This is a genomic window from Psychrobacter sp. NPDC078409 (assembly GCF_050268505.1).
Classification (GTDB): domain Bacteria; phylum Pseudomonadota; class Gammaproteobacteria; order Pseudomonadales; family Moraxellaceae; genus Psychrobacter.
This window is the reverse complement of the sequence record NZ_JBNNGW010000001.1, coordinates 620,309-634,661: the sequence shown is the minus strand read 5'-3', so window position 1 is coordinate 634,661 and position 14,353 is coordinate 620,309. Positions and strand designations below refer to the sequence as shown.

The following is a 14,353-nucleotide window of genomic DNA, read 5'->3' as shown; positions in this document are numbered from 1 at the left end:
TTATCAAACAACAGTGACATGCGTTTTTCAGTCCTTTTACCTGAGCGATTGGCAGGGTGGATGCGCCTTCGGTGGTTATCTAGCAATTGCGATAGTTGTATAACCAATAGGGTTCAATACAAAAAAGATGCTGATAAACTCTCTCCTGAAAAACGCTTTTATTATGAAAGGTTCAAAGCGCTTTTACAAGTCATCAAGGCCATTAAAATAAATAAATTTGGCAAAAATGATGTTTTGATAAGGCAGTCTATGAAATAGGTTATGTTTTACAACGATATTTTTATCGCTTATATCAGCGTTTTATCTGTGTGTTTTGACAAAAATTACGATAGCAAAACGCAAAGCGACTACTGGTATTTGCCTGAAATATGCTAACCTACGCCCATAGTTTCTGATAGGTGGTTTTTATGCATTGCGATATTTATAAATTTCCCAAACATGACGACATGTATATCTACATTGCGCGTCCTGATTATCCTGATGATACTGATGAAATCAAAGACTGGCTTGGTGTATTACCAAAAGATTTCCGTGCAGGTTTAGGCCGTAGTAAGTTCGTCATGCATTTGGACTTATCAACTAAAGATAAGCTCGCTCGTGTCGATAAAGAAGAAGTACTGGCAAAACTACAGTCTCAAGGCTACTTTGTGCAGTTGCCGCCGCAAGATGTGATGCGCCGCCAAGCAGAGCTGCGCGCTCGTGAATCGCAGGACAGCATCTATAATTAATAGGTTTGTCAGCAAGTGAGTGTGGTAGGAAATATCAATACGCTACCTTAAAAACGGCGTCAATAAAAACCTACGACACACTTGCTCACATGCATTTGAGTAGAGAGTCGTGATAAACTGACACCCTACGCAAGGTACATACAAGCCTACATAATGCATAAGTTCATTATGTAGTTGGCCTCATTCTGGTTCTACAGAACGCACATATACCGCTAGACACAGATTGTGTCACCGGCGATAAACGCAGGTAAATAAACACGCATGGACTGGTTAAAAAATATCTTACATAGCTTACCGCTAGAGTCTATCAGTGACATTCTCGGTGAGATTGCCATTTGGTGGGGCCAAATGGTAAAGGATGTCCCGCCCGCTGATTTGCCGATGTATGCTTATCTGGGCGGTGCTGTTTTGGTACTAGTGTTATGGATACTCGTTGCTCGTGTACTGCCAAAGCCATTGGGCGGTATGAGCTGGATGGTTCTGTTTGCAGTATTATTAGCACCAGGTACTGCACTTGGCGATCCGAGCGAGCTTGCACCAGCCAGTATTAGCGTCGTCTATGCTGTGATGATGAAAGATTACGCAGGCGCGGTTGCCAATATGTTGCCGATATTGGTGATACTGGTCGCAGGGTTGTTTGTTGGTTTTGTATGGCAGTTGATACGCAGCGCATTTGCATCTAGCTTGGACAAAGCCCGCAGTCGCAGCGCAGAAGATACACAGGCAACGTTACAAATGACCACAGGCAGTTATTTGCCAGAAGGCGCTACCGTAACCGAACAGCCTGAGACTAACGTGAGCTTAAAAAAAGACAGTACATCGGCTAAAAAAATGGCTAACGATACATCTGACAAGTAATAAAAATAGGCTAGGCGTTGAGACAAAATTATTGTCTTAAAAGTTATTTGATACCTGAATAAAAAGACACCATTGCGTGTCTTTTTTTGTGCCAGATTGTTTACTAGGCATATAGATAATAGCTCACTATGAACTGTACATAACAATTGTTAATAAATGCGAACGCATGAGTATTTTGGCAATGCATCAGGCTGTGCTAATCTAATTTATTCTTTACCAATTTATTCGTTATTAGTCATTTATGTTTTAGACCTATCCATTTATAACAATTTATCTATAACAACAATCGAGATCTGATTATGACCACAGCTGACAATACTAAGCAAAACTTTACTGGTACCAGTAGTTATATTGCTACCAATGATTTGCAACTGGCCGTAAATGCCGCTATGACCTTACAAAAGCCATTACTGATCAAAGGTGAGCCTGGCACAGGTAAGACATTACTTGCCGAAGAAGTTGCTGAGAGTTTGGGTATGCCACTGATTACTTGGCACGTCAAATCGACGACTAAGGCTGAACAAGGACTGTACGAATACGATGCAGTATCACGCCTGCGCGATTCACAGTTGGGTGATGACAAGGTTTATGACATTGCCAACTATATTAAACCGGGTAAGCTGTGGGACGCTTTTACCAGTACAGAGCGTAGCGTACTACTGATTGATGAGATTGATAAAGCCGATATCGAGTTCCCAAATGACTTGCTACATGAGCTTGATAAGATGTCTTTTTATGTTTATGAGACGGGCGAGACTATTACTGCGGCGCAGCGTCCAGTAGTTATTATTACCTCAAACAATGAAAAAGAGCTACCAGACGCGTTTTTGCGTCGTTGTTTCTTCCATTATATTGACTTCCCAGAAGAAGAAACCATGCGCCAAATTATCGAAGTGCATTTTCCAGATATTCAAGAAAAACTGGTCAATGATGCATTGGATATTTTCTATAAGCTGCGCGGTATTCAAGGTCTTAAAAAGCCGCCATCGACGTCTGAGTTGGTTGATTGGTTAACCTTGTTGCTTGCTGATGATATGGCTCAGGACGAGCTAGAAGAAAATCTGCGCGGCGAGAAGTCTATTCCACCTCTATATGGTGCGTTGCTCAAAAACGAGGCCGATGTGAGTTTATTACAGCGTTTTGCCAATATGATGCGTCGTTAATGTTTGCAGCTTGCGTTAGCTTTAACCTTTTATATCCAATATCTGATGTAAAAGTCAACGCAAGCGCTCAACCTGTACCTGTACCAATTAATGATATCAGCAATATCACCAGATAATAATATCAGCCAATAAGTGATACGACTCTTATGTTTATCAAACTATTCTATACCTTGCGTACTTACGGCGTGCCAGTCAGTACGCGCGAGCTGCTTGATCTCAATGCCGCGTTAGATAAAGGGCTGATGATGCAGTCGCATCCTGAAGATCCAGCACTGACTACTTTTGCCAGCCGCGAAGATATGTATCGGCTGATTCGACTGTGCATGGTCAAAGACGAGCGCCATTTTGATAAGTTCGATCGAGCCATGGCGGATTATTTTGAAGGTGTCGATAGTCTCGATATGGATGAGCTATTAGCCAAGCTAACGGACGTGCCCAAAGAGTGGCTAGATTTAAAGCTCGATTCCAAAAATCTAACCGAAGAGCAAAGACGATTACTGAAAAAGTACGGCTCGCTTGAAGAGCTGATGAAGGCGTTAGAGGAACGGTTAAAAGAACAAAAAGAGCGTCATCAAGGTGGTAGTAAATGGGTAGGGACGGGTGGCACTTCGCCGTTTGGTGCCTATGGTGACCATCCAGAAGGCGTACGCGTCGGCGGTGAGTCGCGCAAACGTAGCGCAGCAAAAGTCTGGGAGCAGCGTAAATATCGCAATCTCGATGACGACAATCAGCTCGGTACTCGCCAAATTCAAATGGCGCTACGCAATCTGCGTCAGTTTGCGCGGACTGGCAGTGCTGACGAGCTTGATATTCATGAGACGATTAAGCGTACGGCAAAAAAGGGTGTACTCGATATACATATGCAGGCAGAGCGCCGAAACCGAGTCAAAGTGCTGATGTTGTTTGATGTAGGCGGCAGTATGGATGTCCATGTCGAAGCGCTTGAGAAACTATTTTCTGCGGCAAAAAATGAATTTAAAACCTTAGAGTTCTTTTATTTTCATAACTGCTTGTATGACTATGTGTGGAAGGACAACAATCGTCGCCATAGTGCACCGATGCCAACGTTTGAGCTGCTCAATAAATATGGCCGAGAGTATCGTGTTATCTTCGTCGGTGATGCATCGATGTCGCCTTATGAGCTGATGACAGTAGGCGGCAGCGTAGAGTATATGAATAATGAAGCGGGCATCGTATGGTTGAAGCGCGTACTGGAGCATTTTGACAAAGTAACTTGGCTCAATCCTGAAAACCCGTCGTATTGGCAATATACGCAAACCATCGTTGAGATCAAAAAGCTGTTTGAGAATAAAATGTATCCGATGACCTTGCATGGTGTGGAAGAAATGACTCAATATATGGCACGGTAATTTTGATATTCAGCCCGATTGATAAATAAATAAAGTCGGTTAACACAGCTTAAATCCTTATAACAACAGCCGTTATGACATCATAGCGGCTGTTTTTTTGTCGATGCAAATAGGTTCTATAGTCATCCTATATTGGTATGCCTAATAAAGTGTGTTAACATTCATTTTAAATGAATGTTATAAATCTTCCGAATTGGGCGGTTAAAAATTTTGATGACCACTGTAAAAAGGTCTGCTCATTATTGCCAGTTTAGACCGATTATTTTTAACATCTCAATTTACCAATGAAGTTAATGACTAAGAGAAACAACATGGCCTCACCAAAAACGTTAGAAATCGTCACCGCAACTGTTCCTGTACTCGAAGAGCATGGCGTTGCGATTACCACTGTGTTTTATAAAAATATGTTTAATGAGCATCCTGAGCTGTTAGATATTTTTAATGAAACCAATCAAAAATTGGGAAGACAGCAGACGGCGCTAGCAACGACAGTATTAGCCGCTGCCAAGCACTTGGACAAACTGGCTACGCTATTGCCACAAGTGACTCAGATTAGCCATAAGCATAGAGCGTTACAGATATTGCCTGAGCATTATCCTATCGTCGGCAAGCATTTAATTGGGGCGATAAAAGAAGTGCTAGGAGAGGCAGTCACTGACGACATTATTAACGCTTGGACAGAAGCTTATGATGAAATTGCCTCCGTGTTTATCCAAATTGAACATGGCATGTATGAAGAAGCAATGTGGCAGGGGTTTGCACCGTTTAAGGTCACTAAAAAAGAAGCAGTCGCTACAGATATCGCAGCCTTTACCGTGGTACCAGTCGATAAGAGTGAGAACAAAACAGGCAATGATTCAGCAAACACTCAAGAGATTGATTTAAGCAAGTTAACCTTAACTGCTGGTCAATATATCACAGTAAAAACAGACCCAAAAGACAGCGACCATATAGCCTTGCGCCATTATTCTTTGTACTCTGCTAGTACCGATACGGGCATTCAGTTTGCGGTTCGACGTGACAACCGTAATGCGCATCATGGGCTGGTTTCTAACTATATGCATGATCAACTAGAAGTCGGTGATACGGTTTTATTATCAGCGCCAGCTGGTGACTTTGCGCTCAATCAAGATTTGGTACATCAGAATGAGATTCCATTGGTGTTGATGAGTGCAGGAGTCGGGGTTACGCCTGTACTGTCTATGCTAGAAGCGCAAGTATTAGCCAATCCTAAACGACCTATTATTTGGGTTTATGCATGTCAAAATGTCGCTCATCATGCTTTTTCTGATCAGGTAGAGGCATTACTTGCTAAGGCTGAGACTGTAGAAAAGCATATATTCTACTTTGAGTCTGGGCAGATATTAGATGAGACATGGCTTGCTACCTTGCCTAAGCCTGCCGATATCTATGTGTGCGGCTCGATGCCGTTTATGGAGAGTATGATTGATGGGTTAGTAGCATTAGATCATGGTGTCGATAGCGTTCACTACGAACCGTTTGGCCCCAAAATGAGCTTGGGTGGTTAAGTTTTTAACATATAGTCGGTGAACTACTAAGCCGCTACGTCGTTACCCTCCTTAGATGTACTATTTATACAATCTGCAGTCGGCTACCTTGTACCCACTTTAGAGTTCTTTGACTATAATATTCGAAATAAACGTTTATGAAAAAGCACTTAGCATGAAATAATCACGCTAAGTGCTTTTTTAATCTTAGTTGAAAAGAAAGAGTATCAAGGTACATTACTCTTTCTTTTCAACCAATCCAATCATCACGCCCATCTCTTTTTTATCTTGCTTATCGATACTAGGCGCATACAACGCTGAGGCAATACCACCATCCAAAAACAGCGCGTTTGAACAACCCAGCTCATTCTTAAATAGTTCTGCAAACTGATAAAAGGTCACAGGCTCATCGCTATTAACGAGCTGTATACTGCCATCACGGCAAACGCCTGCACCATTACGCAGTTTGATTGAGCTGCTGTCAGGGTTGAACTGTGGATGTATCTCGTTATTGATGACCAGCATAGGACCCGATTGCGTCGCATACCAAGGCTGCACATCACCGTTATTTAGCTGATCATTTAACGCATTACTTTCGGTGATTTGCACGTTGCCAGCTTTGTCCCACCACATAACGCCATTAGGTAATAGATGAAAATTACCACCACCTTCTTTTGTATTTAGCGATTTGAGTTCTTTGCCTTCTATGACTGTATAGCCAATCGGTGCATAGTCTTTATTGTACATACCCGCATTCATGGCAAAGCTAAGCGCTTGATTGCTTGGTAATGTCGACATCAAATTATCAAAAGTTAGCAAGGGTTGCGCACTCTCAGACTGTTGCCAAAACAACTTTAATGCGTAATGTCCATCAGTCAATGCTTCCGCTTTGATACTACAAGCATTGTAAGAAAATGGTGCATTCTGAGACTGGCACGACCAGTCTTCTGTGTCGCTATGCGTGGCAGTAGTATCTATTGGCTGGCAAGCGCTGATACTAAATGAGAGCAGGGCGACTGTGCATAAAGGTAAAGTATGAGAAAAACTTGGCATTAATTATGGGTCTTTTATCATAAGGAAAGAGATATCAGTAGTCATGGCTCACCGATGATGAATCGCTAATGCTTACTCACTGCTAGGTGGAAAGTCGCGAAAGGTATTATTAACATTACCCATCATGATACCAGTAGTATTATTGTTTACTTGATCGTTTGTTGCTTGATCGCCTGCTTTTAAAGTTGGCGCTTGCGTTTGTTTGCCTGTATCTCGCGAGTCCTTATTGTAGGCAATCAATGCATCATTATCGGCAAGGAAGCTATCCGCTGTCGACATCACCCACATCTGATTAAACACGTCTGCACGGGCACTTTGATCAAGTAATGCACCTCTATCGGTGAAATAAAAGAACTTCGACAGCAGTTTTATTTGTCCATCTTCTAAACGACGTGCAATGTGATAAGGCTGTAGTTGGCTTGGATGCTGTAAACCGACTGCACCAACGATACTGGCAAGCGATTTTAGCGTGTTTTTGTGGAAACTTGCAACACGCTCAGCCTTACTAGGGACGTCAAGCGCCTTTTGACGATATGGATCTTGGGTTGCCACACCTGTCGGGCAAGTGTTGGTATGACAAGAGCGCGACTGAATACAACCAACCGCAAACATAAAGCCACGTGCCGAGTTACACCAATCTGCACCTAACGCAATCATACGCGCGATATCGAAGCCTGATACGATCTTGCCACTGACGCCAAGCTTAATTTTGTCACGGATGCCTGCACCGACTAAAGTATTATGTACGAGCAAAAACCCTTCAACCATTGGCATGCCGACATTGTCCATGAACTCGACGGGCGCTGCACCTGTGCCGCCTTCTGCACCATCGATAACGATAAAATCAGGATAGTTATCCGTCTCTATCATCGCTTTGACAATCGCCATAAACTGCCATGGCTGACCAATACATAGCTTAAAGCCAACTGGCTTGCCACCGGATAGGTCGCGTAGCTGCTGCCAAAAGGCGACTAACTCGCGTGGGGTGCTAAATGCGGTATGCGAAGAGGGCGAGATACAGTCTTGACCCGTAGGTACTTGACGTGTGTCCGCAATCTCTTGCGTGATTTTGCTAGAGGGAAGGACACCACCTTTACCAGGCTTAGCGCCTTGTGAAAGCTTAATTTCAATCATTTTAACTTGCGGATCGATGGCCTTTTCAGCGAAAGACTGTGGATCAAAGTTGCCATCATTATCACGGCAACCAAAATAGCCTGTACCCAATTCCCAAATCAAATCGCCACCGAACTTACGATGATAAGGGCTGATCGCGCCTTCGCCCGTGTCGTGAGTAAATCCGCCGAGTTTTGCGCCTTGATTGAGTGCCATGATGGCGTTGGCTGACAGACTGCCAAAGCTCATCGCAGAGATATTAAATACCGACATATCGTGCGGCTGCTGACAACGCTCACCGCCGACCATGATTCGAAAGTCTTTGTTCTCTAGTGGTGCGCTGATGGTAGATTGCAAAAACCACTCCTTACCATGAGTATAGAGGTTATCCAACGTACCAAAGGCATTGGTGTCACTAACGTTCTTAGCACGTTGATAGACTAGCGCGCGCTGCTGGCGTGAGAACGGTACTTGTTCTTTATCGTCCTCAAGCAAATACTGGCGAATCTCAGGGCGAAAGTCTTCCAATACATAGCGGATATGTCCAGCGACAGGGTAGTTGCTCAATATCGCGTGCTTCGACTGAATCAAATCATAAATACCAAGCGCTACGGCCAAACCACCGATAACAATCAGCCACCAACTTACCAATAATAAACCCGCTAACAGAATTAAAATCGCCGCGCCAAACGTGCTATAGCGAAGTAATAATCCGATAAAATACGGCGAGCTGGTTTTGGGTTCAGGGTTCAGATTGGTACGAGATTCAGGCATAGCGAGGCTCAATAGTAATGATTGATATAAATAAAATGCTTACATTTGTCGCGTACATCATACACGCATGACGTCATCACGTCGGTATCAATGGGTAACAGTGTGGTCAGAATCATTTTTGTTGAGAGCGGCATTAGTTCGATTACGGAAATAAGTAATGACAGTATATGCAATAAAGTGATTAAAAATAGCCCATATGTTACTTTAAACAGCAAAACCATCGAGCAGCGTAGCCATAATATTTTAATAAAATATCTTAATGAAGACATGCTGACAACTATTGATCCGTTTGATGCGGTGCAATTGGCATATGTGATTGAGGTTTGTATCAACCATAAAAACCAAGCGGCGGCTGGGCGCTATCTGTATGCCAACTCCAGAAATCAGCTAAAAAGCAATAACGACAGCGACCGACTGCGTAAGTATCTGCTAAAGTTTGGGCTGAGGTTTGATGGGTTAAAGCAATAATATTAAAAAGGAGAGGATATGAATAATTCAGGATTTGTCGCGGGAACGCTCGTTCATAAGGATAAAGGGTTATTACCGATTCAGGATATTAAAGTCGGCGACCTCATTTTATCAAAGCCTGTACTCTCCAAGCCTGAAGACGGTAGTGGTGACATAGAGTATAAGCCGGTGGTTAAGACCTTTGTGCATGAAGACAAAGAGATGTGGATCGTGCGTTTAGAGAAAAATCTTGAGAAGTTTAATAAAGATCGAGAGATGGTTGATTATCAAACATACAAGTCAGCTAGTCCCATTAGTCATTTTCTAGCGACGCCCAATCACCCTGTTTGGGTAGTCGGTGCTATGGAGAATCCACAGGCGGACATTGAGTTCTATGACCAGCCTCACTTTAAACGTGTGGATGAACTACAGCAGTATGAGATTGCTGTGAATACCGATGGGGTAATGTATACCGTTGAGCGTGTGCAACCTACCTATCAAGTCGCTAATGATAATCTAGAATTCAATCCAAATTATTACTGGTATCAAAAGCATTATCATGAAGACTACTACGATGATTATGTACAAGATGCCGAAGCGCACATGCTCGACTACAGCGAAGTAGAATATAAGGGTATGGGATATGTTAATGACATTAGCTTTTATCAGGAGAAAGGCTATTTGGGTCAACATATTGAAGATAATGGAGGCACCATGCGTATGTTCAATCAATTGACCAACGCGCAAGGTGAACATATTTTATATCAGGCAACTGTCTATAATTTTGAGGTGGCAGACAACCATACCTACTTCATTGGTCGAGCAGGACTATGGGTGCATGATGCCAGTTCAAATAACTAATTGCATCAATAATAAAAACAGTAAAAGGAAAGCTAATGACCAATTCGGGGTTTGTCGCAGGTAGGCTCGTTCATACGGATAAAGGTCTAGTGCCCATTCAGGATATTAAAGTGGGCGATAGGGTATTGTCTCGTGATGAGCATAACCCGAACGGTGAGCTGGTGTATAAACCTGTTACCAGTACATTTGAGTCACCAGAGAAGAAGAAGGTAGTGCGTATGAGTTTTTCTCCACCACGCATTTTAAGTTTAGACAACATTAACAAAGCTATTGCGGACAATCCAAATATCAATGATGCCTTAGCTATTAAAGGGTTTTTTGAGGATGCGCTAAAAGAGTATGGTTTACGTGATGAATATCCACAAGGAGAAGCGAGACCTTCAACACATGAGGCTGCTTTATATTGTTCAGAAGACCACCCTTTCTGGACAGAACAGTATGGATGGATGCCCGCTAAAGATATATTGAGTATACACGATTTATCGAAATGTGGCGCATGGATAGATACTGGATTAGTTAACTTCTTAAACATACCTATGGAAAGTGTTGATTTTGGCGTACCGACACCCCTTTTAAGAACTAATGTGCCCAATGTAGCCGTATGTGCAGATTATTGGTCAAGAAGAAGATCGGGTTATCGTCAAATAGTCGATTTTAGGGGAGATATACCATTAATAGTGGGTAAACATCCGAGAGCTATTGATAGTAGCATGTATCTTGATAACGAAGAGCACTATATATTCGATCCTGCCGACCCTACGATGAGTATGTTATGTGAAGACAAGCTTCTTATAGAAAGCGATATATATAATCATGCTATGGGACGCTTTGAGCTTAACGAAAATGGAAGCTACATAAATGAAAATTGGGACGACTATAATGCAATGACAGAAGAAGAGCAAGCTATTGACGATGAAAAAGGTGAAGCATATACCTACTATGAAACCACGATTTATAATATCGAAGTCGCAGACACGTATACCTACTTCGTAGGCAAGCATGGCGTTTGGGTACATGATTTGACACAAGCCAACCTATAATAATAAAAAGGAAAAATAATGACCAATTCAGGGTTTGTCGCAGGTACATTGGTACATACGGATAAAGGGTTAGTACCGATTCAGGATATTAAAGTGGGCGACTTAGTTTTATCAAAGCCTGTGCTCTCCAAGTTTGAAAGTGGTCGTGGTGACATAGAGTATCAGCCTGTCATAAGTACGTTTACATCCCCGAAAAAGGAAAGCATCTTTAAAGTTGAATACTTTAACGAAACGGTAGCCGAGCAAGGTGAAAAAGGTAGAAACTATATCTTATGTACCAGTAATCATCCATTTTGGGTAACTCGCCAGCCTGAAGATAAGGAAGGTGAATGGCTATCGGCGGCGCGTTTGCCATCTGGATATCTAACGTCTGCTCATGGTGATACGATTGCGCTTGATGATTATTCGTTTATCCCTGTACGCACCTTACCCAATTTTCCTGAAGGCTGTGCTTATACTCAAAGTATCGAAGAGCATGATATGTGGGAAACAGATGGCCTGATTCAGTTTGTGAAATTTACGGATGATGGCTATCAGTTTGTTAGTTTAGCCAATACAGAAGAAGCGTTCAAAGAAGAAATCAAAACCGTCAATCTGCAAACTTCTGATGCCAAGTTGCTCATCAATGAAAAGGCACCCTTTATTATAGACTCTGATCTTTATAAAACATTGAATGTCCGCTTAGTTCAAGATATGACTCCGTCCGCTCATTCTTTAGAGCGTTATATTGAGTTTGTAAACGCTCCGTTAATGTATGAAGGTAGGATAGTAAGAGAAAATAAGATTACCAATAAAAAGTCTCATGAAATAGCGCTATATACTATTGATAAATATGGTGATGCAACAGGATTATCAGAAGATAGTATTCACGAGCAGATGCGACGCTATAACGATGTCTGCCCCAATCCTTATGAAGACCATGTCTATAACATAGAAGTGGCGGACCATCATACGTATTTTGTCGGGCATGATGCGGTGTGGGTACTGGACGCTAAAGAGCCAGCCAATTAACCAGTCCTTTAGTCTATATCAATAGAAAAATTATGACTGGCTAGAAGGCTTATATCTTCACCATATTACTGCTTTAAATCCCACCACCAATCTGCTCCGCCAACGTTTGCAATTTCGGCACTATCATTTCCGCATAGTCGTCCGCCTCCCAATTAGCGCTTGGTACACTGGCATTAAGCGAATAAGCATATTGTCCTGTTGCGACATCATAGACCCCAACCGCGACTGCCAATATGTCAGTAGAAAACTCCCCATCAGACACGGTATAGCCATACTTTTCATAATGCTCTGCCGCGCTGGCTAGGGCGGTTTGCGCATCGTTATATTCTTCAACAGACAAATTATCTTGGAGATTATTAATGATGACCGCTTGTCTTGCTTGTGAGCTTGCCGCATAAAAAGCACGTCCGATAGCAGTGCGTGCGACAGGTACAGCGGAGCCAACCTGTAAGTTGACCGATAGACGAGCAGGACTACGGCAGCAGGCATGATAGCGCATTTCTCCTTCGACTTCGGTTGCCAAATTCACAGATACTTCGTTTTCACTAGCGAACTGACGTAATAGTGGTTCAGCTGCTGCTACCATATCGTGACGACTCCATGCGGTCGCGCTTAGGCGTACCGCACTACTGCCCAATTGATACTGTCCGTACTCAGTGACACGTAAAAACCCAAGCGTGGTCAAAGTATGGATAAGGCGAGTAATGGTTGCTTTTGGCAGTTCGGTCATCTGACATAGCTGCTGATGGGTGAGCCGCTCATGATGCTCAAAAGCCGCCAGTATGATCAGTCCCCGTCCCAATGCCGTCACAAACTGTCGGTCATTCTCTTCCTTGTTTTGACTCATTGTTGCATGCATGCGTTCGAGTAGTGGAGTAGCTGTTGATAAGGGTTTTGTCATTTTATACTCATCTTTTTTTGATAAAGGTTTACAGCGCAGTGAAAGTTTGGTTAAATGGTTTTAAATTATGAAACTAAGTTTCGCACAGCGGAATAATGAAGTCAATGACTTGTTAGACCAAATGATGTATTAAACACTATTCGTCAGTCAGGATGACTGATACCAAGGAGATCCACATGGCAACATCTACTAGCCCACGCTTTGATTGGGAAGATCCTTTTTTACTACGTGACCAGCTCACTGAAGAAGAGCGTATGGTCACCGACAGCGCGCGTCAGTTTTTTCAAAAAGAGCTGATGCCTGGCATTATCGAGGCCAATCGCAATGAGAATTTTGACCGTAATATCATGCGTCAAATGGGTGAAATGGGTCTGCTAGGCGTCACGATTGAAGGTTATGGCTGTGCAGGTCTATCAAGTGTCGCCTATGGTCTGATTGCCAAAGAAGTGGAAGCCGTTGATTCGGGCTACCGTTCAGCGATGAGCGTGCAGTCAAGCTTGGTTATGCATCCTATTTGGGCGTATGGTACAGAAGAGCAAAGAGAGCGTTATTTGCCTAAACTTGCCACAGGTGAGTATGTTGGCTGCTTCGGTCTGACTGAGCCGGATTCAGGATCAGATCCGTCATCGATGTCAACGCGTGCGCGCGCCGTCGATGGTGGTTACGAGTTGACGGGCAATAAAATGTGGATCACCAACAGTCCGATCGCAGACGTGTTTGTCGTGTGGGCAAAAGACGATGCGGGTGAGATTCGAGGTTTTGTTTTAGACAAAGGCATGAAAGGATTGTCTGCGCCGAAAATCGAAGGCAAGTTCTCATTACGTGCGTCAGTCACGGGTGAGATTGTGATGGACAAAGTATTCGTTCCTGAAGCCAATGCTTTCCCAGATATCCGTGGTCTAAAAGGACCATTTGGCTGCTTAAATAAAGCCCGTTACGGTATTGCTTGGGGTTCGATGGGTGCGGCTGAATTCTGCTGGAAAGCCGCCCGTCAATACACGCTCGATCGTAAGCAGTTTGGTCGTCCGCTAGCGGCAACGCAGCTCGTGCAGTTGAAGCTTGCCAATATGCAGACAGAAATTACCTTGGGCTTACAAGCAGCGCTACGTGTCGGTCGTCTGATGGATGAAGACAACGCAGCGCCTGAAATGATCTCACTCATTAAACGTAATAACTGCGGTAAGGCACTGGATATCGCTCGCATCGCTCGTGACATGCATGGCGGTAACGGTATCTCTGATGAGTTCCACATCATCCGTCACGTGATGAATTTGGAAGCCGTCAACACTTACGAGGGTACACATGATATTCATGCGCTTATCCTAGGCCGTGCACAGACAGGCATTCAAGCGTTCTTTTAAGCGTTTTTAGCTAATAATTTTTGGTACAGCTGTATTTTATGACGTACGTTACTGCTTGGCTTTTTATCAAAAGAGCATTAACAGTAGCGTACGTTTTTCAGTTGTTATTCATGATTTAACTACTTTGTAATTACATCCTGAATAACAATTTTCTAATCAGAAAAT

At 43.1% G+C, this 14,353-nt stretch carries 13 protein-coding genes and 1 riboswitch; of the genes, 10 read left to right on the top strand and 3 right to left on the bottom strand.

Annotated features, from left to right (window positions below):
• Positions 1 to 18 precede the first annotated feature (18 nt).
• Positions 19 to 158, bottom strand: a riboswitch (glycine riboswitch).
• A gap of 249 nt (positions 159 to 407) precedes the next feature.
• From ACQKC9_RS02310 to ACQKC9_RS02290, 5 genes are all read left to right on the top strand, one after another.
• Positions 408 to 728, top strand: coding sequence for a YcgL domain-containing protein (locus ACQKC9_RS02310; RefSeq protein WP_057760762.1), 321 nt, complete (start codon positions 408 to 410; stop codon positions 726 to 728).
• Between the two features lie 261 nt (positions 729 to 989).
• Positions 990 to 1,586 carry a hypothetical protein gene (locus tag ACQKC9_RS02305; RefSeq protein WP_191113871.1) on the top strand — a complete coding sequence of 199 codons (597 nt, stop codon included), beginning with the start codon at positions 990 to 992 and terminating at the stop codon, positions 1,584 to 1,586.
• Between the two features lie 299 nt (positions 1,587 to 1,885).
• Positions 1,886 to 2,749: an AAA family ATPase gene (locus ACQKC9_RS02300; protein WP_427620352.1), complete on the top strand. Its 864-nt coding sequence runs from the start codon at positions 1,886 to 1,888 to the stop codon at positions 2,747 to 2,749.
• 146 nt (positions 2,750 to 2,895) lie between these two features.
• On the top strand, positions 2,896 to 4,119 hold the full coding sequence (locus ACQKC9_RS02295; RefSeq protein WP_427620351.1) for a vWA domain-containing protein: 1,224 nt from the start codon (positions 2,896 to 2,898) through the stop codon (positions 4,117 to 4,119).
• A gap of 311 nt (positions 4,120 to 4,430) precedes the next feature.
• Entirely contained in the window at positions 4,431 to 5,648 is a 1,218-nt protein-coding gene (locus ACQKC9_RS02290; RefSeq protein WP_427620350.1) for a globin domain-containing protein, read from the top strand.
• 216 nt (positions 5,649 to 5,864) lie between these two features.
• Here the strand turns inward: ACQKC9_RS02290 and ACQKC9_RS02285 are convergent, their stop codons facing one another.
• Together ACQKC9_RS02285 and ACQKC9_RS02280 are read right to left on the bottom strand one after the other, a co-directional pair.
• Positions 5,865 to 6,680, bottom strand: a complete 816-nt coding sequence (locus ACQKC9_RS02285) for a phosphodiester glycosidase family protein (RefSeq protein ID WP_427620349.1) — start codon at positions 6,678 to 6,680, stop codon at positions 5,865 to 5,867.
• Positions 6,681 to 6,752: 72 nt separating this feature from the next.
• Positions 6,753 to 8,567 carry an FMN-binding glutamate synthase family protein gene (locus ACQKC9_RS02280; RefSeq protein WP_427620348.1) on the bottom strand — a complete coding sequence of 605 codons (1,815 nt, stop codon included), beginning with the start codon at positions 8,565 to 8,567 and terminating at the stop codon, positions 6,753 to 6,755.
• 267 nt (positions 8,568 to 8,834) lie between these two features.
• On the opposite strand from ACQKC9_RS02280, the gene ACQKC9_RS02275 reads away from it, so the two are divergent.
• From ACQKC9_RS02275 to ACQKC9_RS02260, 4 genes are read left to right on the top strand one after another with little or no spacing between them, the layout of a single operon-like run.
• On the top strand, positions 8,835 to 9,035 hold the full coding sequence (locus tag ACQKC9_RS02275; protein ID WP_427620347.1) for a hypothetical protein: 201 nt from the start codon (positions 8,835 to 8,837) through the stop codon (positions 9,033 to 9,035).
• Positions 9,036 to 9,053: 18 nt separating this feature from the next.
• On the top strand, positions 9,054 to 9,875 hold the full coding sequence (locus tag ACQKC9_RS02270) for a hypothetical protein (protein ID WP_427620346.1): 822 nt from the start codon (positions 9,054 to 9,056) through the stop codon (positions 9,873 to 9,875).
• Between the two features lie 35 nt (positions 9,876 to 9,910).
• Positions 9,911 to 10,915: a hypothetical protein gene (locus tag ACQKC9_RS02265; RefSeq protein ID WP_427620345.1), complete on the top strand. Its 1,005-nt coding sequence runs from the start codon at positions 9,911 to 9,913 to the stop codon at positions 10,913 to 10,915.
• Between the two features lie 18 nt (positions 10,916 to 10,933).
• Positions 10,934 to 11,926: a hypothetical protein gene (locus tag ACQKC9_RS02260; protein WP_427620344.1), complete on the top strand. Its 993-nt coding sequence runs from the start codon at positions 10,934 to 10,936 to the stop codon at positions 11,924 to 11,926.
• A gap of 73 nt (positions 11,927 to 11,999) precedes the next feature.
• On the opposite strand, the gene ACQKC9_RS02255 is transcribed toward ACQKC9_RS02260, so the two are convergent.
• Complete coding sequence (locus tag ACQKC9_RS02255; protein WP_427620343.1) at positions 12,000 to 12,827, bottom strand: IclR family transcriptional regulator; 828 nt, start codon at positions 12,825 to 12,827, stop codon at positions 12,000 to 12,002.
• A gap of 176 nt (positions 12,828 to 13,003) precedes the next feature.
• On the opposite strand from ACQKC9_RS02255, the gene ACQKC9_RS02250 reads away from it, so the two are divergent.
• The gene (locus ACQKC9_RS02250) at positions 13,004 to 14,188 is read left to right on the top strand and encodes an acyl-CoA dehydrogenase (protein WP_179799224.1); all 1,185 of its coding nucleotides are present in this window, start codon (positions 13,004 to 13,006) and stop codon (positions 14,186 to 14,188) included.
• The last annotated feature ends 165 nt before the right edge of the window (positions 14,189 to 14,353 follow it).